The 20,523-nt window shown below is 67.8% G+C and carries 20 protein-coding genes; 10 read left to right on the top strand and 10 right to left on the bottom strand.

Going from position 1 to position 20,523, the window contains the following annotated elements; genetic code table 11:
* Nucleotides 1–11: 11 nt before the first annotated feature.
* Entirely contained in the window at nt 12–1,301 is a 1,290-nt protein-coding gene (locus FHU38_RS26705) for an ABC transporter substrate-binding protein (protein WP_167177654.1), read from the top strand.
* A 35-nt stretch (nt 1,302–1,336) separates the two neighbouring features.
* Here the strand turns inward: FHU38_RS26705 and FHU38_RS26710 are convergent, their stop codons facing one another.
* Complete coding sequence (locus FHU38_RS26710) at nt 1,337–2,749, bottom strand: M20/M25/M40 family metallo-hydrolase (RefSeq protein WP_167177656.1); 1,413 nt, start codon at nt 2,747–2,749, stop codon at nt 1,337–1,339.
* Nucleotides 2,750–3,125: 376 nt separating this feature from the next.
* Here FHU38_RS26710 and pdhA point away from each other — a divergent pair, with 376 nt between their 5' ends.
* The 4 genes from pdhA to FHU38_RS26730 all read left to right on the top strand — a co-directional run bounded on the left by pdhA (nt 3,126) and on the right by FHU38_RS26730 (nt 7,299).
* Nucleotides 3,126–4,355, top strand: coding sequence for a pyruvate dehydrogenase (acetyl-transferring) E1 component subunit alpha (gene pdhA / locus FHU38_RS26715; RefSeq protein WP_167177658.1), 1,230 nt, complete (start codon nt 3,126–3,128; stop codon nt 4,353–4,355).
* On the top strand, nt 4,355–5,383 hold the full coding sequence (locus FHU38_RS26720) for an alpha-ketoacid dehydrogenase subunit beta (RefSeq protein ID WP_167177660.1): 1,029 nt from the start codon (nt 4,355–4,357) through the stop codon (nt 5,381–5,383). Before pdhA ends, FHU38_RS26720 begins: the two co-directional genes overlap by 1 nt.
* 11 nt (nt 5,384–5,394) lie before the next feature.
* On the top strand, nt 5,395–6,744 hold the full coding sequence (locus FHU38_RS26725) for a dihydrolipoamide acetyltransferase family protein (RefSeq protein ID WP_167177662.1): 1,350 nt from the start codon (nt 5,395–5,397) through the stop codon (nt 6,742–6,744).
* Between the two features lie 96 nt (nt 6,745–6,840).
* Nucleotides 6,841–7,299 carry an FxsA family protein gene (locus FHU38_RS26730; protein ID WP_167177664.1) on the top strand — a complete coding sequence of 153 codons (459 nt, stop codon included), beginning with the start codon at nt 6,841–6,843 and terminating at the stop codon, nt 7,297–7,299.
* A gap of 15 nt (nt 7,300–7,314) precedes the next feature.
* Here FHU38_RS26730 and FHU38_RS26735 read toward each other — a convergent pair whose 3' ends face one another.
* Complete coding sequence (locus FHU38_RS26735) at nt 7,315–7,875, bottom strand: SCP2 sterol-binding domain-containing protein (RefSeq protein WP_313886919.1); 561 nt, start codon at nt 7,873–7,875, stop codon at nt 7,315–7,317.
* A 92-nt stretch (nt 7,876–7,967) separates the two neighbouring features.
* Between FHU38_RS26735 and FHU38_RS26740 the strand changes: the two genes are divergently transcribed.
* Nucleotides 7,968–8,654, top strand: a complete 687-nt coding sequence (locus FHU38_RS26740) for a TetR/AcrR family transcriptional regulator (protein WP_167177665.1) — start codon at nt 7,968–7,970, stop codon at nt 8,652–8,654.
* 16 nt (nt 8,655–8,670) lie between these two features.
* Here FHU38_RS26740 and FHU38_RS26745 read toward each other — a convergent pair whose 3' ends face one another.
* Both FHU38_RS26745 and FHU38_RS26750 read right to left on the bottom strand, forming a co-directional pair.
* Entirely contained in the window at nt 8,671–9,555 is an 885-nt protein-coding gene (locus FHU38_RS26745) for a MaoC family dehydratase (RefSeq protein ID WP_167177667.1), read from the bottom strand.
* 1 nt (nt 9,556) lies between these two features.
* Entirely contained in the window at nt 9,557–10,900 is a 1,344-nt protein-coding gene (locus FHU38_RS26750; protein ID WP_167177669.1) for a 3-oxoacyl-ACP reductase, read from the bottom strand.
* Nucleotides 10,901–10,997: 97 nt separating this feature from the next.
* Between FHU38_RS26750 and FHU38_RS26755 the strand changes: the two genes are divergently transcribed.
* Nucleotides 10,998–12,329, top strand: a complete 1,332-nt coding sequence (locus FHU38_RS26755; protein ID WP_167177671.1) for an acetyl-CoA C-acetyltransferase — start codon at nt 10,998–11,000, stop codon at nt 12,327–12,329.
* A 132-nt stretch (nt 12,330–12,461) separates the two neighbouring features.
* Here FHU38_RS26755 and FHU38_RS26760 read toward each other — a convergent pair whose 3' ends face one another.
* On the bottom strand, nt 12,462–12,632 hold the full coding sequence (locus FHU38_RS26760) for a hypothetical protein (RefSeq protein ID WP_167177673.1): 171 nt from the start codon (nt 12,630–12,632) through the stop codon (nt 12,462–12,464).
* A 159-nt stretch (nt 12,633–12,791) separates the two neighbouring features.
* Here FHU38_RS26760 and FHU38_RS26765 point away from each other — a divergent pair, with 159 nt between their 5' ends.
* The gene (locus FHU38_RS26765) at nt 12,792–13,781 is read left to right on the top strand and encodes an ATP-binding cassette domain-containing protein (protein ID WP_167177676.1); all 990 of its coding nucleotides are present in this window, start codon (nt 12,792–12,794) and stop codon (nt 13,779–13,781) included.
* Nucleotides 13,778–14,593, top strand: coding sequence for an ABC transporter permease (locus FHU38_RS26770; RefSeq protein WP_167177678.1), 816 nt, complete (start codon nt 13,778–13,780; stop codon nt 14,591–14,593). The genes FHU38_RS26765 and FHU38_RS26770 overlap by 4 nt, the downstream gene beginning before the upstream one ends.
* Before the next feature lie 12 nt (nt 14,594–14,605).
* Here the strand turns inward: FHU38_RS26770 and FHU38_RS26775 are convergent, their stop codons facing one another.
* Both FHU38_RS26775 and FHU38_RS26780 read right to left on the bottom strand, forming a co-directional pair.
* On the bottom strand, nt 14,606–15,256 hold the full coding sequence (locus FHU38_RS26775; RefSeq protein WP_167177680.1) for a DoxX family protein: 651 nt from the start codon (nt 15,254–15,256) through the stop codon (nt 14,606–14,608).
* 118 nt (nt 15,257–15,374) lie between these two features.
* A complete protein-coding gene (locus FHU38_RS26780) occupies nt 15,375–16,442 on the bottom strand; it encodes a glycerophosphodiester phosphodiesterase (protein WP_167177756.1) in 1,068 nt (355 codons plus the stop codon).
* Between the two features lie 140 nt (nt 16,443–16,582).
* Between FHU38_RS26780 and FHU38_RS26785 the strand changes: the two genes are divergently transcribed.
* Entirely contained in the window at nt 16,583–17,779 is a 1,197-nt protein-coding gene (locus tag FHU38_RS26785; RefSeq protein ID WP_167177683.1) for an AAA family ATPase, read from the top strand.
* Between the two features lie 218 nt (nt 17,780–17,997).
* Here FHU38_RS26785 and FHU38_RS26790 read toward each other — a convergent pair whose 3' ends face one another.
* Genes FHU38_RS26790 through FHU38_RS26800 form a run of 3 tightly spaced genes read right to left on the bottom strand, consistent with a single transcriptional unit; the run spans nt 17,998 to nt 20,477 of the window.
* The gene (locus FHU38_RS26790) at nt 17,998–18,567 is read right to left on the bottom strand and encodes a peroxidase-related enzyme (RefSeq protein WP_167177685.1); all 570 of its coding nucleotides are present in this window, start codon (nt 18,565–18,567) and stop codon (nt 17,998–18,000) included.
* A 39-nt stretch (nt 18,568–18,606) separates the two neighbouring features.
* A complete protein-coding gene (mctP, locus tag FHU38_RS26795; protein WP_167177687.1) occupies nt 18,607–20,253 on the bottom strand; it encodes a monocarboxylate uptake permease MctP in 1,647 nt (548 codons plus the stop codon).
* Nucleotides 20,250–20,477: a DUF3311 domain-containing protein gene (locus tag FHU38_RS26800; RefSeq protein WP_167177688.1), complete on the bottom strand. Its 228-nt coding sequence runs from the start codon at nt 20,475–20,477 to the stop codon at nt 20,250–20,252. Before FHU38_RS26800 ends, mctP begins: the two co-directional genes overlap by 4 nt.
* Nucleotides 20,478–20,523: the final 46 nt, after the last annotated feature.

Raw genomic sequence — 20,523 nt, forward strand, 5'->3', positions numbered from 1 at the left:
GAGGCGTCGTCATGAGAACGAATCGACGGCAACGACACGGAGTGCTCGCCGTGCTGGCCACCACCGCGCTGCTGGTAGCGGCATGCGGTGGCGCCGGAGACGAAGGTGGATCACAGGGTGGGCAGGCGGGCCAGCCGGGCAACACGGCGGGCTTCGACGGCACCACCATCAAGCTGGGTGTGCTCAGCCCGCTGTCCGGCCCGACCGCGGTGATCGGCCAACCGCTCACCAACGGGAACAAGGTGTGGTTCGACCACATCAACTCCCAGGGCGGTATCGCGGGCAAGTACAAGGTCGAGCTGGTGCAGGAGGACACCCAGTACAAGCCGGACATCACGGTCCAGCGCTACAACAAGATCAAGAATGACGTGGTGGCGTTCACACAGGTCCTCGGCACCGCGCCTACCCTGGCGGTGAAGCCGCTGCTGGAGAGCGACAAGATGATCGCCGCTCCCGCCTCGCTCGACGCGTTCTGGGTCCGCGAACCCAACTTGCTCCCGGTGGGCGCGCCGTACCAGATCCAGGCCATCAACGCGATGGACCACTATCTGAGCGAGGGTGGCGGTTCCACCGACTCCAAGATCTGCACGATGGTGCAGGACGACGTCTACGGTGAGGCCGGCCAGCAGGGCATCGACTTCGCGGCCAAGGAACAGGGCTTCACCGTGGCCAACACGCAGAAGTTCAAGGTGAACACCGAGAACTACGCGGGTCAGATCGGCGCGCTCGCGGGAGCGGGCTGCGAGATGGTGTTCCTCACCGCGACCCCTTCGGACGCGGGCAAGATCTGGGGCACCGCCGCGCAGGCGAAGTTCATGCCGCAGTGGTACGCGCAGTCGCCGAGCTGGGTCGGCGCGCTGGCGAAGTCGGCCGTGGCGCCCTACATGAAGCAGTACGTCAAGATCGTGGCCGAGGGAACCGAGTGGGGCGACGAGTCGGTGCCCGGTATGAAGGACATGATCGACCGGGTGAAGCAGTACGCCCCGCAGCAGGAGCCCGACTACTACTTCGCGTTCGGCTACAACCAGGGCCGTGCGATGACGGCGCTGCTGGAGAAGGCCGTCGAGCGCGGCGATCTGTCGCGCGAGGGGCTGCTGGCGGCCAGCGAGGAACTCGGCGTGGTGTCCTTCGACGGGCTCACCGACGACTACACCTACGGCCCAGCGGACAAGCGCAACCCGCCACGGTCCTCGACGGTGTTCACCGTGGCTCCGGACAAGCCGTTCGGGCTCGTCGTGTCGAAGTACAACTTCACCTCCGACGCGGCGAAGAAGTTCGAGTTCACCAAGGCCGACGGCTGAGCTGACACCTCACACACACGCCACGGCGGCAGCGGTCAGGCCGCCGTGGCGTGCGCGTGCAGGATGCGGGCGAGGGACTCGGTGACCCGCTCGGTCTGCGGCAGATGCAGCCACTCGTCGGGCACGTGCGCGTTGTTGCCAGGACCCCTGGGTCCCGTCACAACGAACTGCGCCTGAGGGTAGGCATGCCCGAACTGGCCAAGGAACGGGATCGTGCCGCCCAGGCCGAGCGCACGCCACGGCTTGCCGAACACCTCGGCGCTCACCGTGTCCAGCGCCGAGGTCAACCAGCCCGCCATCGGTGGGGCACTCCAGCCGCTGGCGGCCTCGGCTCTGTCGATACGCACCCGCGCGCCGTAGGGCACGTCGGTGGTGAGCACGCGAGTGATGGCGCGTAGCGCCGCCGCCGCGTCCACGGTGGGCGGCAGCCGGAAGCTGAGCTTGAGACTGGTGTAGGGGCGAAGCACGTTGCCCGCGTCCTGCAGCGGCGGGAGTCCCTCGGCACCGGTGACCGACAGGGTCGTGCGCCAGGTGTTGTTCAGCGCCAACTCCACCGGGTCGTCGGTGACGGTGTGCACACCTTCGGCGAGCGGAAGGGCGGGAGTGAGGAAACCTTCGGCGGCGGCGGTGCGCACCTCGGCCAGCCGATCGGCCGGTGGTTCGGCCTCGCATTCGGGTAGCAGGGTGCGGCCGGTCCTGGAGTCCTCGATGCGGTCAAGCAACTGCCTGATCACGCGGAACGAACTGGCGACGATGCCGCTGCCGTGGCCGGAGTGCACACCCGCGTCCAGCACGCGCACCGTGAGGTCGGCGAACGCGATCCCACGCAGGGACGTGGCCAGCCACAGCCGCTCGTAGTCCGCCCCCGCGGTGTCAAGGCAGACGACAAGGCCGACCCTTCCCAGCCGCTGCTCGAGATGAGCCAGGTAGGCGGGCAGGTCGGTGCTTCCCGACTCCTCACCGGTCTCCAGCAACACCACCGTGCGCGCGTGACTGCCGCCCCCTGCCCGCAAGGCCTCGAGTGCCACCGCCGCGGCGAAGGCGGCGTAGCCGTCGTCACCGGCTCCCCTTCCGTAGAGCCGGTCGTCCTTGAGCACCGGCGTCCACGGGTCGAGACCCGGTGACCATTCACCCGCGGCGGGCTGCTTGTCAAGGTGACCGTAGACCACGACCGTCTCCTCGGTGGCGGCGGAACTGGCAGGTACGTCCAGCAGCAGCACCGGCGTGCGGCCTGGCAACTCGACGATCTCGGTTCGCGCCCCCTCGATCGGGCGATCGGCCAGCCAGGCGCGTACCTGTTCCACGGCGGCGTGCAACTGACCGCGCCTGGCCCACTCCGAGTCGAACGCAGGGGACAGTGCGGGGATCCGCACGAACTCCGACAGCCCTGCCAGCGCGTCCCTCGCCCACAACGCTTCAACCGTCTCGCGCACCGCTTGGAGGTCCATGCCGTGATCGTGGCACGACATCGACGTGTCGCATGTCACACTTGAGGGGCAGCAGGTCGGGAGAGCGGCGATCCGCAACATCGTTGCCTGCCGGGCGAAACCCCCGCGTGCACTGGTCAACTCGGCGCTCGCAGGTACGACTTTCGGCGGGCGCACGTTCGGCCGTCCTAACGTTTCCGCTGCTCAGCGACACGATGCGAGCAACGAATCGGACTCGAGGACTCACCGGCGTGCGGGTGTTCATGCCAGGATTACCGCGTGAACCGTCACCGCCGACGGGCACCCGGGCGCTCGGACCGATGCACGCCAGGTGACCGCCGGTGCGCCACGGAGGTCGCCACAAGCGGCCTCGTGGCACGACATCAAGGAGAAGCGCATGTCGTCCCCCGAACAGTGGACGCGCCCAGAACCTGGCGCCGGACCGGCCGCGACAGCGGCACAACCGTCCCCAGAACAGGTGATAGCGGGCTTGCGAGCAACAGCAGAGGGCGGGGCAGAGCTCACCCAACTGCTCACGCCCGAAGGCGAGCGGCAACCGTCGCGATTCGACCCCTACCTTGCCGACATCGACGACGCCGCACTGCGCGGGCTTTACCGGGACATGGTCCTGGTGCGCCGCGCCGACCGGGAATGCAACGCGATGCAGCGGCAGGGTCAGCTGGGCATCTGGGTGCCGCTGCTCGGCCAGGAGGCCGCGCAGGTCGGTTCAGGCAGAGCTCTGAAACCGCAGGACATGGCTTTTCCCAGCTACCGCGAGCACGGCGTCGCCTACACGCGCGGTGTCGACTTCCGCGAACTGCTCGGGATCTTCCGCTGCACCGATCACAGCGCGTGGGATTTCCGCGAGCACGGCTTCCACCCGTACACGATCGTCATCGGCAACCAGGTGCTCAACGCCACCGGCTACGCCATGGGGCAGAAGTTCGAGGGCAAGGTCGGCAACACCGATCCCGATGGCAAGCCCTCCGACACTGACGAGGCCACCATCGTCTACTTCGGCGACGGCGCCACCAGCCAGGGCGACGTACACGAGGGCTTCGTGTGGGCCGCGGTCTACGACGCGCCGGTGGTGTTCTTCTGCCAGAACAATCAGTGGGCCATCTCCGAACCCACCGAACGGCAGTCACGGCTGCCGCTCTACCAGCGGGCCCGCGGCTACGGCTTCCCCGGCATCCGGGTCGACGGCAACGACGTGCTCGCCTGCCTCGCCGTGACCAGGTGGGCGCTTGACGAGTGCAGGCACGGTAACGGCCCCGTGCTGATCGAGGCGTTCACCTACCGCATGGACGCGCACACGACCACGGACGACCCGACGCGGTACCGGCTGTCCGACGAGATCGAGGTCTGGAAGCACAAGGACCCGATCGAGCGAGTCCGCGTGCAACTGGCCCGCACCGGCGCCGCCGACCAGGAGTTCTTCGACCAGGTGCAGGCGGACGCCGACGCCTTCGCGGCCGAGTTGCGCGACTACTGCTTCAACATGCCGGACCCGCCGCCTGAGCGGATCTTCTCGGCGGTGTACGCCGAACCGTCCTCGGCGCTCGACGCCCAGCGTGAGGAGTACCTGGCCTACCTCTCCGGGTTCGCCGACGGAGGTGAGCAGTGATGGCCGCACCCGTCAAGACCACCGTGGACAACCCAACCTCGACCGTCCGTAACCTGACCATCGGCAAGGCACTCAACCTCGGGTTGCGTGCCGCGATGGAGGCCGACGACAAGGTCATCGTCATGGGAGAGGACGTCGGCAAGCTCGGCGGTGTCTTCCGCATCACCGACGGATTGCAGAAGGACTTCGGTGAACAGCGGGTGCTGGACACGCCGCTGGCCGAGTCCGGGATCATCGGCACAGCGGTGGGGCTCGCCGTTCGCGGCTTCCGCCCGGTGTGCGAGATCCAGTTCGAGGGGTTCATCTTCCCCGGCTTCGACCAGATCTCCAGCCAGTTGGCGAAACTGCACTACCGCACGCAGGGCGAGATCAAGGTGCCCGTGGTGATCCGGGTGCCGTTCGGCGGCGGTATCGGCGCGGTCGAGCACCACTCGGAGTCGCCGGAGTCGCTGTTCGCGCACATCGCGGGGCTTCGCGTGGTCTCGTGTTCCAACGCCGTTGACGCCTACTGGATGATCCAGCAGGCCATCCGGTGCGACGACCCGGTGCTGCTGTTCGAGCCGAAACGGCTCTACCACTCGGCGGCTGCCAAGGCCGACGTCGACACGGCGGCCAGCCCGGATCCGCTGTTCGCCTCCCGCGTCGTTCGCGAAGGCTCGGCCGCCACGTTGGTGGCCTACGGGCCTTCGGTGAAGGTGTGCCTTGATGCCGCGGCGGCGGCACGGGAGGAGGGCACCTCACTCGAGGTCATCGATCTGCGCACGCTGTCGCCGCTGGACCTCGAGCCGGTGTTCGAGTCCGTGCGCCGAACCGGACGGCTGATCACCGTCTCGGAAGCGCAACCGGAGTCGTCCATCACCTCCGAGATCGCCGCCAGGGTGCAGCAGGAGTGCTTCTTCTCGCTGGAGGCCCCCGTGCTGCGCGTCACGGGTTTCGACACGCCGTATCCGCCTGCGAAGCTGGAGGAGCATTTCCTTCCCGATCTCGATCGGGTGCTGCACGCCGTCGACCGAGCGCTGGCCTGGTGAGGGGGAGGAACATGCCTGAGTACAAGCAGTTCCCACTCGCCGACACCGCCGAAGGGCTCACCGAGGCCGAGATCCTGAACTGGCGTGTGAAGCCGGGCGACGAGGTGCGGGTCAACCAGATCGTCGTGGAGATCGAGACGGCCAAGGCGGCGGTGGAGTTGCCGATCCCGTGGTCGGGCGTAGTCACCGAGTTGCTCGTCGAACCGGGACAGACGGTGGAGGTCGGCACGCCGATCATGACCGTCGATGTCGATCCCGGCGGCGGTTCGCCCGGCGCCCACCCGGCGAACAACGGCTCGGCGAAGGTCGAATCCGTCGAAGCCATCGCGCCCGCCGAGCCTGCTTCATCTGCTCCACCCGCCGACGAGGAGATGAAGCCGCTGGTCGGCTACGGCTCCAAGGCGGTGTCGGCGAAGCGCCGCCCTCGCAAGGCGGCTGCCTCGCAGGGTGCGGACGTCGCCACCGGACGGCTGGCTGACGCGACCGTCACGTCGGCGAACACACATGTGCCACTGGCCAAGCCGCCGGTGCGCAAGCTCGCCAAGGAGTTGGGCGTCGACCTGCGTACCGTCCCCGGTTCCGCCGATGGCGGCGTCATCACGAGGGAGGACGTGCGAAGGGCAGCACAACCGCTGACCACGCCCGCCGCCGCACCAGCGGGGGCTCGGGAACGCCGGGTGCCGATCAGGGGTGTCCGCAAGGCCACCGCGCAGGCGATGGTGGACAGCGCGTTCTCAGCCCCGCACGTGACGGAGTTCCTCACCGTCGACGTCACCCCGATGATGACGCTGCGGGAGAAGCTGAAGGCCACACCCGAGTTCTCCGCCGTCAAGCTGACCCCGCTGGCCTTCGCGGCTAAGGCGGTCTGCTTGGCGGTGCGGCGAACCCCGGACGTCAACGCCGTGTGGGACGAGCAGGCAGGCGAGATCGTCTACAAGGAATACGTCCACCTCGGCATCGCGGCGGCGACTCCACGGGGCCTGGTGGTGCCCAAGGTGCGCGACGCCGACGCGATGTCACTGGCCGAGCTCGCGGCCGCGATCGAGCGGCTGACCAGCACCGCGAAGGAGGGCAAGACGCCACCGGAGGACATGCTCGGCGGCACGTTCACCATCACCAATGTGGGCGTGTTCGGTGTGGACACCGGTACGCCGATCATCAACCCTGGTGAGTCGGCGATCCTCGCGCTGGGTGCGATCAAGGACATGCCGTGGGTGGTCGAAGGTGAGCTGGCCGTGCGCAAGGTGCTGCAACTGTCGCTGAGCTTCGACCACAGGGTGGTGGACGGCCAGCAGGGTTCACAGTTCCTCGCCGATGTCGGGGCGCTGCTGTCCGACCCGGCCACGGCTATCACGTACTGACACCCGCCGCGACCCGCCGTCACGATCACCAGGTGCGGCGGGTCGCGGTGGTAGCACCGCGGGAGCAAATTCCGGCACGCGCGCGTTGGAAAGGGTATGGCTGTCGTGTTCCTGCTCTACGTGGTTGCCGAGGTGGCCGCCGTCTGGGCGGTCGCGTCCGCCATCGGCCTGCTGCCCACACTGGGCCTGCTGCTGGCAGGCGCCATCGTCGGCTCGTGGCTCGCGCGCCGCGAGGGAGGCAAGGCAGCGCGGGCGTTCATGGCCACCGCCAGGTCGGGTCGCTCGCCGCACGCCGAGGTCACCGACGGCATGCTGGTCGGGCTCGGCGGCCTGCTGATCCTGCTGCCAGGCTTCGTGACCGACTTCGCCGGGTTGCTCTTGCTGCTTCCGCCGACCCGTGGCTTCGCGCGGCGCGCTTGGCTACGGCGAATCGAGCGCAAGGTGCCGGTCTCACACCGGCACTACGGCGGGGTGATCGTCGTGGACAGTGAGGTGGTGCGGGAACCAGGCGAGCCGCAGGCGCAGCCGAGGCGGCCGGTGATTGACTCCGAGTGAACCCGGCGGCAGGGGTCAGGCCGGTTTTGGCAGGTCGAAGTAGCCGACCAGCCGCAGAGCGGGGGTGTAGTCACCCCTCACCTTGATCTTGCCGGTGATGAACATGGCTGGCACGCCGACGTTGCCGGTGGCCATGCGAAGGAAATCGTCGGCTTCCACCGTGATCGTCGTGTCGACGTGCTCGTACGGCCGCGTGCTCCAGCTGCAACGGCCGTCCTCGATGAGCGTGTAGAAGCGCTCGTAGTCGCCTTCACCGTCGGGAAAGCGCCACGCCACGACGAGGGTGACGTACTTGACTCGCTCCGGAACCAGCTGCTCCGACATCCGGCGGAACACCTCGCGCAACAACACCGGACGCAGCCTCGGATGCTCGCAGGCAACGCGCAACTGTTGCTTCGAGGTCCTGCCGACCACCCTGGCGAGCACTTCGGTGGACAGCGCGCTCAACGAGGCACCCGCACCGCTGTCCTCCAGCATGTGCAGGGTGTCGAGCAGCCGTAAGAACTGCTCAGGTGTCAGGGCGCCGACGTCGAGTCCGTCGGCGAACTCGTCCAGCGCGCCTCCGAATTCGGACACCGGCGTAAGGTTACCCAGCGGTAGACAGCGCGGCAATCCGCGGGCGACACAACACCGACGGGTAGCGTTTGCGCTGTAGGAGGAGGTATCAGGTGGCGCAGGACGCACAGCGACCGGCGGAACGAGCCAAACGATTGCCGAGGGCGGTCCGCGAGAAGCAGATCCTTGACGCCGCGGTGCGGGTGTTCTCGCTCCATGGCTACCACTCGGCTTCGATGGACGAGATCTCCGATGTCGCGGGCGTGTCCAAGCCGATGATCTACAGCTATCTTGGCGCGAAGGAGGACCTGTTCCTGCACTGCATCCGCCGCGAGGCCAACCGGATGTTGGAAGCCGTGCAGGCGGGGATAAGGCCCGACGTTCCCCCCGACATGCAACTCTGGCACGGGCTGCGTGCCTTCTACGGATTCGTCGCCTCGCACCGTGAGTCGTGGGTGGTGCTGCATCGGCACGCGATCACCGTCGGCGGGCCGTTCGCCGACGAGATCACCGACCTGCGCGGCAAGGCGATCAAGCTGGTCGGCGGGCTGGTGGTCAGCGCGGGTGCCCGCAAGGGCCTTGCCGAACAGGTGGAGTTCTCCGGCGAAGGCCTCGCCGCCGCACTGGTCGGCGCAGCGGAGTCACTCGCGGACTGGTGGCTCGACCACACCGACGTTCCCGACGGCGTGCTCGCCTCGTGGCTGATGAACCTGGCTTGGCTCGGCTTCAACGACCTCGTCGAGGGCCAGCTGTGGCGGCCCAGGGAACACGACGGCGAGCACGGCGCCGACCAGGCGTGACGGCGCGCCGAAGCTGCTAAGACGGCGAATCTACCCGCACCACGGTCCCCTCCAGGTGCGGCTTCGGTTTGCGCGCGTGCCACAGTTCGAAGGCCCAGCCCTGCTCGGTGGACCACGAGGTGAATGCCACCTTGGCGGGCAGCAACACCGGCAGCTTGAACCGCACGTCCACCGTGTAGGCCTGCGGCAGCCTGCCCTCGAACGCCGCGAGGCAGCGAGCCTTGGTCCACATCCCGTGCGCGATGGCCGAGCGGAAGCCGAACAACCGCGCGGTCAGCGAGTACAGGTGGATGGGGTTGCGGTCCCCTGACACCTCGGCGTAGCGCCGCCCGATGTCGGAAGGCACTTGCCACACCGCGCTCGCGGACGGCTTGGCCAGGCCCGTCGACCGTCGCCGCTCACCCTGCTCGCCGCCAGAACCGCCGCCACGACGCAGGTAGGTGCTCACGTCGGTCCACACGGCCGAGCCCGCGTCACCCTCGCCGGTTACCAGCTCACTCACCATGTCGAACTGGGTGCCCTTCTCGTGCGGGCGCAGGTTCTCGGCCCGTACCCGCAGGGTGAACTCCTCACCGACCCGAACCGGGCGCCGCTGGGTGATCCGGTTTGCCACGTGCACCATCCCCAGCAACGGGAACGGGAACTCCGGCTCGGTCATCAGCGCGACCTGCAACGGGAAGGCGAGCACGTGCGGGTAGGTGGCGGGCAGTTCGTCGCCGAGCCGGAAGCCGCACACCCGGTTGTACTCGGCGACGTGCGCGGGGTCGGCCACGACACCGGGGCGCATGTACTCCGAATCCGGCAGTACCTCGGCGGCCCCACGCTTGCGCAGTCCGCCGAGCACGGCCTTCGGGTACAGCGTTGACAGGCTCGGCGCTGCCGACAGTTCCTTGACGGTCATCTCAGGCTCCCAGGAACGCCTGGCCGCACACGCGGACGAAGTTGCCGTTGACGGCGGACGAGGCGGGGTTGGCGTACCAGGCGATGGTCTCTGCCACGTCGACGGGAAGCCCGCCCTGCGCGAGGCTGGAAAGCCGCCTGCCGAACTCCCTGATCACCACTGGAACCGCGGCTGTCATCTTCGTTTCGATGAACCCTGGCGCCACGGCGTTGATCGTGCCCCCGTGCTCGGCCAGCCTCGGTGCGGCCTCGTTCACCATGCCGATGACACCTGCCTTGCTGGTGGCGTAGTTGGTCTGGCCGACGTTCCCCGCGATTCCCGCGATGGACGACACGCCTATGATCCGACCGTTATCCCGCAACACCCGGCCGGACAGCAGCCGGTCGTTGATCTCCAACGCCGCGCCGAGGTTGACGCTCAACACCGAGTCCCACGCGCTGTCACTGAGGTTGCCGAGCGTCTTGTCCCTGGTGATACCCGCGTTGTGCACGACAACGTCGACGCCGCCGTGGCGCTGTGTCAGGTAGCCCGCGAGCCGCTCCGGCGCGTCGGCCGCGGTGATGTCGAGTTGCAGCGCCGAACCACCGATCCGGTTGGCCACCTCGGACAGCTCCCCACCCTGTGCCGGAATGTCAAGGGCGACCACGTGGGCGCCGTCGCGGGCCAGCACCTCGGCGATGGCGGCGCCGATGCCCCTCGACGCGCCGGTGACCACGGCGACCCTGTCGCGCAGCGGCTGCTCCCAGCTCTGCGGCGGCTGGGCCGTGGTGGCCCCCGCCGTGCCGACGCGGATGACCTGGCCGTCAACGAACGCCGACTTGGCCGAAAGCAGGAACCGTATGGTCGATTCAGCGGCCTCCTCCGCGCCCTGTGCCACGTACACCAGCTGTGCGGTGGCTCCGCGCTTGAGCTCCTTGCCGACGGAGCGGGTGAACCCCTCCAGCGCGCGCTGGGCGATGCGCTCGCGGCCCTCGACGCGTTCCGGCGGCGTGCCGACGACCACGACGCGGCCGCAACTCGCGGCCTTGCGTATGACGGGGTGGTAGAAGCGATACAGCTCACGCAACTGGGATGGTTCGGTGACGCCGGTGGCGTCGAAGACGAGCGCGCCGTAGCGGGTGTCGTCCTCGGGCGTGTGCAGTACCTCGATGCCTGCCGCGCCGAGCTGCGCGGTGAGCACCTTTTCCATTCGCCCACCCGGTGCGGCACCCACAAGTGCGGGACCATCGAGGGCAGGCTGCCCGGGGCGGTAGCGTCGCAGCGTCGGCGGGTTCGGCAGGCCGAGCTTCGGCACGAGGAACTTGCCGAGCGGTGTCTTGGTGAACTGCTGATACTTGTCAGCCATCGGATGCCTCCCGTCGGCGGTGGTGCGGTGGCCAGCATAACTTACTGGCCAGTAGGTTACACTTCCTACGGTGCGAGAACGCTGATCAGGAGGAACCATGACCTCAGCGCAGAAGCCAGGCGCCCGCAGGACCCGGTCGAGCCGGAGCAAGGCCGCGAGTGTCCGCAGGGTCGCGATTATCGGCGGCAACCGGATCCCGTTCGCCCGATCGAACGGTCCCTACGCCGACGCCTCCAACCAGGACATGCTCACCGCTGCCATCGATGGTCTGATCAGCCGCTTCTCACTGCAAGGCGAGCAACTCGGCGAGGTGGCAGCGGGCGCGGTACTCAAACACGCACGCGACTTCAACCTGGCACGGGAGAGCGTGCTCGGCAGCAAGCTGGCGCCGACCACACCGGCCGCCGACGTGCAGATGGCCTGCGGCACCGGGCTGCAGGCCATCATCAACGTGGCGAACAAGATCGCGCTGGGGCAACTCGACTCTGCCATCGCTGGCGGCGTCGACACCACCAGCGACGCGCCGCTCGCGGTCAACGACAGCCTCCGAAGGCTGCTCGTCCGGTCTAACGCCGCCAAGACCATGGGCGAGCGCATGCGGCTGCTCGGTCGGCTGCGCCCCGGGCACATCGTCCCCGAGATCCCGCGCAACGCGGAGCCGAGGACCGGGCTCTCCATGGGCGAGCACGCCTCGCTGACGGCGAAAGCGTGGGACATCGGGCGCGCCGAACAGGACGAACTGGCCGCGGCCAGTCACCGCAAGCTCGCCGCCGCGTACGACCGAGGGTTCTTCGACGACCTGCTCACGTCCTACCTCGGGCTCACCCGCGACCAGAACCTGCGCGCCGACTCCTCACCCGAGAAGCTGGGGAAGCTGAAGCCCGTGTTCGGCGGGCCCGAGGGCACGATGACGGCGGGCAACTCGACCCCGCTCTCCGACGGCGCCTCCACCGTGCTGCTGGCCACCGAGCAGTGGGCCAAGGAGCGCAACCTGCCGGTGCTCGCGTACCTGACGCCGTTCTCGCAGACCGCCGCCGTCGACTACGTGCACGGCGAGGAGGGCCTGCTGATGGCACCCGCCTACGCGGTGCCCCGGATGCTGGCCAGGGCGGGCATGTCACTCGGCGACTTCGACTTCTACGAGATCCACGAGGCGTTCGCCTCGCAGGTGCTCGCGACACTGAAGGCGTGGGAGGACCCGACGTTCGCCAAGGAACGGCTCGGCCTCGACGAACCGGTCGGCTCCATCGACCGCGAGAAGCTCAACGTCAACGGCTCCTCGCTCGCGGCGGGCCACCCGTTCGCGGCAACCGGCGGGCGCATCGTGGGCACGCTGGCGAAGCTGCTCAACGAGAAGGGCTCCGGCCGTGGCCTGATCTCCATCTGCGCGGCAGGCGGCCAGGGTGTGACCGCGATCCTGGAGAAGTAGCGGCGGCAGCACGAAAGGCGCCTATCCTTCACCGACCTATCCGCTGGGATTCGCGGGTCGGCCCAGTCCAGTAGGCGCCACCAATTTTTCAATCGGATAGCACACGCAGCAGCTCGTCGACGCGTTCCGCTGTCAACGGTCCGAACAAGAGCGTAGGTCCGCTCGCGCTGCCCCCAGTCCTTCCAGCGCGGCCAGCAGATCGGCATCGGTGGTGCCGTATGCGATCGAGCCGAGCGTCGCACGGGCATCGTCGAGCTTCGTGCTCGCGTCAAGCAGGGCGGGCAGCGGCCACAGCGCCAGCACGCGCTCAAGCTAAGCGGCAACATCGCCGACCGACATCATGCCCCCAGATGACGAGCGTGCTACATGCGCTCTCGATAGTGGCACACGGGCAGGGCAACCGCCGCCGGTTCGTCGCAAAACCGCACGACTTCTGTCGGTGGCCCGTCCTAGGCTGGCGACATGGCCGAATCCGACAGACAGGCCGAGCCAACGATCGCGGTGCGTGCCCGCGGTCTCGTCAAGACCTACGGCACTACCCGTGCGCTGGACGGGGTTGACCTCGACATCACCGCAGGCCAGGTCCTCGGGCTCCTCGGACCCAACGGTGCGGGCAAGACCACCACCGTGCGGATTCTCACCACGTTGCTCAGGCCCGACTCCGGTCAGGCGTGGGTCGCGGGTCACGACGTGCTCACCGAACCGGACGCGGTTCGCCGCTCCATCGGGCTTTCCGGGCAGTACGCCGCCGTCGACGAGAACCTGACCGGCTTCGAGAACCTCTACCTCGTCGGCAGGCTCTACGGCAGCGGAAAGGCGAAGGCGCGCGGACGGGCACGGGAGCTGCTGAGCCGGTTCCAGCTCGAGGAGGCGGCCGACCGCCCTGCCAAGGGCTACTCCGGCGGTATGCGACGCAGGCTCGACCTTGCGGGCGCCCTCGTCGCCGAACCGAGGGTGGTGGTGCTCGACGAGCCCACCACCGGACTCGACCCCCGCGGACGCCTCGAGATGTGGGAGGTCATCGAGCAACTGAGGGCCACCGGCGCCACGGTGCTGCTCACCACGCAGTACCTGGAGGAGGCCGACAGGTTGGCCGACTCCATCGTGGTGATCGACAGGGGAAGGGTGATCGCCCGCGGCACCGCCGACCAGCTCAAGGAGCAGGTCGGCGGCGAGCGGGTGGAACTCGTGGTGGCATCGGCCTCCGACCTCGACACCGCGGTGCGGGCACTTCGCGAGGTCGGCGCGGGTGAACCCGTGGTGCACGAACAAGCAAGAAGGGTCGGGGTGGTTGTCAACACCGGGGCGAAGGCCCTCATGGAGGCGCTGCGCAGGCTCGACGCCGAGAGCATCCCGGTCCACGACGTCGCACTGCACCGCCCAACGCTCGACGACGTGTTCCTGTCGCTGACCGGGCACGGAGCGGGCGAGAAGGAAGGAGATTCCGCGTGAACGGCGTCGCGAAGATCTTCTCCGACAGCGGGGTCATCACCTGGCGCAACGTGATGAACGTCCGCCGCAATCCGGAGTGGCTGCTCGGCGCCACGGCGTTTCCGCTGATGTTCGTGCTGATGTTCGCTTACGTGTTCGGCGGAGCCATCGGCGGACCCGGTGGCGACAGCGCCGCCTACCGGGAGTTCCTGATCGCGGGCATCTTCGCACAGACGGTGGCGTTCAACTCCTCATACACGGTCATCGGCTTCGCCAACGACCTGCAGAAGGGCATCATCGACCGGTTCCGGTCGCTGCCGATGTCCCGGCTGGCCGTCATCGTCGGCCGGACCACGGCCGACCAGGTGCTCAGCATCGTGGTGCTCGTGATCATGACGGTGGCCGGGCTGCTCATCGGCTGGCGAATCAACACCAACGTCGGCGACGCCGTGCTCGGCTACCTGTTGATCCTGCTCTTCGCCCTGGCGATGTCCTGGGTGGGCGCCTACATCGGACTGATCTCCCGCAGCGTGGAGGTCGCCAACAGCGCCGGGTTGATCTGGATGTTCCCGCTGACGTTCATCTCGTCGGCGTTCGTCCCGCAGGAGAGCCTGCCGGGTGTGCTGGGCACGATCGCCGACTGGAACCCGTTCACGGCGGCGGTGAACGCGACGAGGGATCTCTTCGGCAACCCGAGCCCTCCCGGCTGGCCGGAACCGTCCGGTTGGCCCGCCGAGAACGCCGCCCTCTACGCGATAGTCAGTTGCGTGGTCATCATCGGTGTGTTCGCGCCGCTGGCCGCATGGCGCTACGGGCGGGTTGCCAGCCGGTAGCTCGGAGCACCCTCAGCGCAGCACACCTCGGACAGCGCCGGGTGCCTTGCGCTTGGCGTTGCGCTTGGCCACCTTGGCTGCCGCCTTCGCGGCCTTTGGGCCCTTACCGGCCTTTGTCCGCTTCGCCATGCCGGTGGCCTTGCCCGCCTTCTTGCCGACCTTGCCCGCACCGCGCTGCACCGTGGTCGCCTTGTCCTGCACCTGCTGATTCACCTCGGCAGCGGCGTGCTTGGCGCGCCACCCCAGCGACGGCTTGCCCCCGGTGTCGGCCACGGCCAGCAGCAGGCCACCCGCCAGGCCCGCGTTCTTGATGAACTGGGTCAGCTGCTGCTGCTTGGCCTGCTCGTCCTTCTCCTCCCAGAACGGGTGCGCGGCAACGGTGGTTGGCACGAGACTGCCGAGCAGGATCATCGCCGACACACGCGGGAAGATACCGAGGGCGAGCAGCGACCCGCCCAGAATCTTGGCGGCCGCGTCAACCTGCACCAGGGTCTCAGGGTCCGTCGGTACTGAGGAAGGCAGTTGCTCCGCCTTCTCGCGCACGGTGCGGTCGACCAGTGGCTTGGCCACCTCGGCGTGCTGCTCCTTCATGCGCAGGGCGTTGATGCCGCCCGAGATGAAGATCGAAGCGAGGAGTGGGCGCGCCACCCTGCGGAGAATCATGTGTCCTCCCTGCTGTGTGGATTGGCATTCTGTGTGGATTGGTATTCCGCACCGGAAGCTACCCACTCCCGCCCGTCTTCACTCGTCTATTGGTTTCTAGGGCCAGATCTATAAAGCGCTAGCGACCGCTAGCGAAAGGCGACCGGTTCGGGTAGGCCTTGGGCAGCTTGAAGCCGCGCTCCGCCGCCACCCGGCGCAACCTGTCGGGGTAGTCGGTGATGATGCCGTCCACACCGTCGTCGATCAGCTTGTGCATCGTCGCCTCGTCGTTGATCGTCCACGGGACCACCGCGATGCCTGCCTGGTGCGCCTCGTCCACCAGTTGCTTCGTGGTGAACGGCACGTAGTCCGGGTCGCTGACGGTTCCGCCCTGCGGGTTGCCGTGCACCGGCGACAGTGCGCTTGCCCCGAACGAGCGCACCGCCCGCACCGGACTGCCGCCGAAGTCGTCGATGTCGAGCCCACCGAGCCACGGCGACTTACCCGGCTGGCCTACCTGGAGGAACTCCGGCTGAGTCAGTGCGACCACGGGCAGCCAGGGTGCGCGCTCGCGGACAAGCATCAGCGCGCCCCAGTCGAAGCTCTGGATGGTGACGTTGCGCGCGAAACCCGACCTCGCGACCTCTTGAATGACCCGATCGACGAACTGCTCGCGGGGAGCGGTTTCCTCCGGCGCGGCCGCCTCGACCTTCGTTTCGATGTTGAACCGCAGCCGCCACGCCCTGTGCTGCCTGGCGAGGTCGAACAACTCCGCGAGGGTGGGCATCCTCGCGCCGGGCGAGAGCTGCTGGTCGGGGTAGTTCGGCAACCGTTGCGAGCCGCAGTCAAGGGTGCGCACCTGGGCAAACGTCAGGTCCTTGATGTACTTGCCCGCGTAGGGGTACTGCGGGTCTTGCGGCCACGCCGGGGCGGTATCCGCGCACTTGGCCGGGTTGATTTTGCGGTCGTGCGTGATCACCTCGCGACCGTCACGGGTGATCTGAATGTCCAGTTCCAGGGTGGTCACGCCGAGCTCCATGGCACGGGAGAACGCGGCGAGGGTGCCCTCGACGGTCAGCCCGATACCACCACGGTGAGCCTGGATGTCGAAGTCCCGGTGGTTCGGCTTCGCCGCCGCCGTTCCGTTCACGAAAAGGACGGCCACCAGGACGGCGGCGATGGAGCCGAATGCTCGTTTCACAGTCATCATCAACCTCCCGGCCGACCCTGACACGGGAGGATGGCCGGAAGGCGAACCACGGTCGAACGGCAGCGGGCGGGACACGCCGGTAGCGGTTTCTGGGGCAATATCGGCTTGGAGCTAGAAAAGCCAATAGTGTTCTAGCGATGGACCCCGTTCGGAACCCGTTCGCCCCCGGCGCCGGTCAGCGCCCTCCCGAACTCGCAGGCCGGGAGCGTGAGTTGCAGGCCTTCGAGGTGGTGCTGGAGCGGGTCGCCCGTGGCAGGCCGGAGCGCAGCCTCGTGCTCACCGGCTTGCGCGGGGTCGGCAAGACCGTGCTGCTGGGAGAGTTGCGTTCGATGGCGGTGCGGCGCGGTTGGGGCGCGGGCAAGGTGGAGGCACGCCCCGACGCCGCGCTGCGCAGACCGTTGTCCGCCGCCCTGCACAGGGCGATCCGTGATCTCGCGGTCAAGCACCGCGCGCCCGACCGGGTGGACGAGGTGCTCGCCGTGCTCAAGGCGTTCGCGCTCAAGGCCAACCACTCCGACGCCAAACTCCGCGATCGCTGGCAACCGGGTATCGACGTTCCAGCTGCCTCCGGCCGCGCCGACTCCGGGGACATCGAGATCGACCTGGTCGAGCTGTTCACCGACGTCGCGGAGCTGGCGGCCGACGTGGGCACGGGCGTGGCGGTGCTGATCGACGAGATCCAGGACCTGATGCCCGCCGACGTGTCGGCACTGTGCGCCGCGTGCCACGAACTGTCGCAGTCCGGCGCACCACTCGTCGTCGTCGGGGCGGGTCTGCCACACGTACCGACCGTGCTGTCGGCGTCGAAGTCGTACTCGGAGCGGCTCTTCCGCTACACCAGGATCGACCGGCTCGACCGGGCCGACGCCGACCGTGCGGTGGTGACACCCGTCGAGCGCGAGGACGCCGAGATCAGCCCGAACGCCCTAGACGCGCTGTTCGCGGCCTCCGGCGGATATCCCTACTTCATCCAGGCGTACGGCAAGGCGGCGTGGGACGCCGCACCCTCGAACCCCATCACGGAGGACGACGTGAACCTGGCCGCGCCGGAGGCGCAGAGCGAGTTGGCTGTCGGCTTCTTCGGGGCCCGCTACGAGCGGGCGACCCCTGCCGAACGGGAGTATCTGCGCGCGATCGCCGAGTTGACCCAAGGCCGCGACGAGAGCGCGGGCACCTCCGACGTGGCGGTGTATCTCGGCCGCAAGCCGTCGTCGCTGTCACCTGCGAGGGACAGCCTGATGAAGAAGGGGCTGGTGTACTCGGCCGAGCGAGGCCACATCGCCTTCACCGTGCCCCACTTCGGCAACTACCTGCTGGGTCGATCCGACGATTGAGGTCTATTCCCATATATAGGGCTGAACCTATAAAACGGAAGAGAGTTGCAGACACGCCAGTGGAACAACTCGGGCGCACATCTGTGATCTAGGTTACACTCCTCGCGGGGTGTAACGCTGCGGAGGGCAGTGTCGATACCCCGAATGACCCCGTGATGCTGGCGGACCCCCGACCTGGCAGCATCACGGGGCTTCCAGTTGTATGGACCCATCCCGCGTCAGTCGCGTCCCATCCGGTAGAACTCCGGATTCGGACGCAACGCGGTCAGGTGAGCCAGCCGGTTCGACATGGCGAACAGCGCGGTGATCGAGCCGACGTCCCAGATCTCGTCCTCGGTCAGCCCGGCCTCGCGTGCCGCCGCCAGATGCCGTTCCCCGAACTTCGCCGAGTCGTGCGCGAGCGCGAGCGCGAGATCGACGATCGCCCGCTGCCGCTGGTCAAGCTCCGCCTGCCACGGGTTACTCGCAACCTGGTCGGCAAGCTCGGAGTCCTTCGACCTGATCCGCAGAATCGCGCCGTGCGCGACCACGCAGTAGGTGCAGTGGTTCGCACCGGACGTCGCCACGACCACCAGTTCGCGTTCCGCCTTGCTCAGCCCGACCGAGGAGTTCATGAGCGCGTCGTGGTAGTCGAGGAACGCCCGCAACTCGTCGGGCCGACGCCCAAGCGCTCGGAAGATGTTGGGAACGAACCCAGACTTCTCCGCGATCTGCCCGATCCGCTCGCGCAGATCCTCCGGCAACTCGTCGGGCTCCACCGTGCCGAACCTGCTCACCTGCTCGCTCATGGCTGCCACGCTAGCCCTGCCCGCCCCACCTGTCGCCTGTCAATGCGGTGCCGCGATCGGGCGCAGATCCTTGTCACCGTCGTCGACGTGGTAGTCGGCCGGGTTGGTGGAGTCGATGCCGTTGAAGGCGCGAAGCCACCTGGCGAGCATGGTGACGACAACCGCGACCAGCAGGTTGGCCGCGAGCGCGACGATGCCGACGTAGATCTGCACCTGCGAGCCCGCGAACGGCTGCCAACCGAACAGGTTGAGCTTGTCCAACGGCAGCGCCGATCCGCCGAAGTGGGCCTTGCCGGTGGCCGGATTCGGGATGCCGTACAGCAGCAACAAGCCCCAGAACATGCCAACGCACCAGCCCGCGATCAGCCCGAACCGATGGAACCATCGCGTGTACAGCGAGATCGCGACCGCGGGCAGGGTTTGCAGGATGATGACTCCGCCGATCAGTTGCAGGTCGATGGAGAACTGCGGGTCGATGAACAGGATGAACGCGACAGCACCGAACTTCACGACCAACGAGGTGATCCTCGCCTGCCGTGCCTCCTGTGCCGGGGTGGCGGCACGGTTGAAGAACTCCCGGTAGATGTTGCGCGTCCACAGGTTCGCCGCCGCGATCGACATGATCGCCGCCGGGACGAGCGCGCCGATACCGATGGCCGCGAATGCCACGCCGGTGAACCAGGACGGGAACTGGTCGAGGAACAGCTTCGGCACGATCGTGTTGCTGTCGGCCCGTCCGGTGGCCTCGTTGGTCAGCGCCTGCGTCCCCGCCGCCACGGCGGCGAAGCCGAGCAGCGCCAGCAGTCCTAGCAGCACCGAGTACGCCGGCAACGCCGACATGTTGCGCTTGAGCACATCGCGGCTACGGGATGCCAGCACGCCCGTGGCCGCATGCGGGTACAGAAAGAGCGCGAGCGCCGAGCCCAGCGCGAGCGTGGCGTACTGCAACTGGTTGTTCGCACCCAGCACGATGCCGTCGTTGGGGGACGGTGTCTGCGCGAACTTCGCCTCGGCCGCCGAGAAGATGGTGTCCCAGCCACCGAGTTTGGCGGGTAGATACAACACGGCGACGAAGATGACCACGTAGATCAGGAAGTCCTTGACGAAGGCGATCAGCGCGGGCGCCCGCAGACCGGACTGGTAGGTGTACAGGGCGAGGATGACGAACGCGATGAGCAGCGGCAGGTGGCCGAGCAACCCACCCGCGTTGAGACCCATCGTTCTCAGCACCGACTCCAGACCGACAAGCTGGAGCGCGATGTAGGGCATGGTCGCCACGATCCCGGTGATCGCCACGAGTGTCGCCAGCGTGGTTGAGCCGTAGCGGCCGCGCACGAAGTCGGCGGGCGTGACGTACCCGCGCGCCCGAGACACCGACCACAACCGCAGCAGCGGCAGGAACACCAGCGGGTAGGCGATGACCGAGTAGGGGAGCGCGAAGAAGCCCATCGCACCGGCGCCGAAGAGCAGCGCGGGGACCGCGACGAAGGTGTACGCGGTGTAGAGGTCTCCGCCGATCAGGAACCAGGTGATCCAGGAACCGAACCTGCGGCCACCCAGCCCCCACTCGTCGAGGTGGTCGAGCGTGTCGCCTGCCCGCCAGCGTGCCGCCAGAAACCCGAGCACGGTTACCAGCAGGAAGAACGCGGTGAAGACGACCAGTTCGGTCCATTGCACCTGGCTCACCGGTCGCCTCCTCTGCCTCGGGTGGCGAGGTAGACGATCGAGGTGCACAGCACCCCGACGGCGATGCCGACGAACTGGAACCAGTAGAAGAACGGCATCCCGAACAACTCGGGGGTCTCCCGGTTGAACAGCGGAGTGAACAGGACCCAGAACGGGATGAGCAGCAGCAAATTCCAGGGGCTGAACCGCAACCCCGAACCCTTGCCAACCCTGTGCGCCGACATGCGCCTGGCCTCCCTTCCGCGTAACGACGATGTCACGCGGCGTTGA

It is taken from the genome of Saccharomonospora amisosensis (assembly GCF_011761185.1).
Taxonomy (GTDB): domain Bacteria; phylum Actinomycetota; class Actinomycetes; order Mycobacteriales; family Pseudonocardiaceae; genus Saccharomonospora_A; species Saccharomonospora_A amisosensis.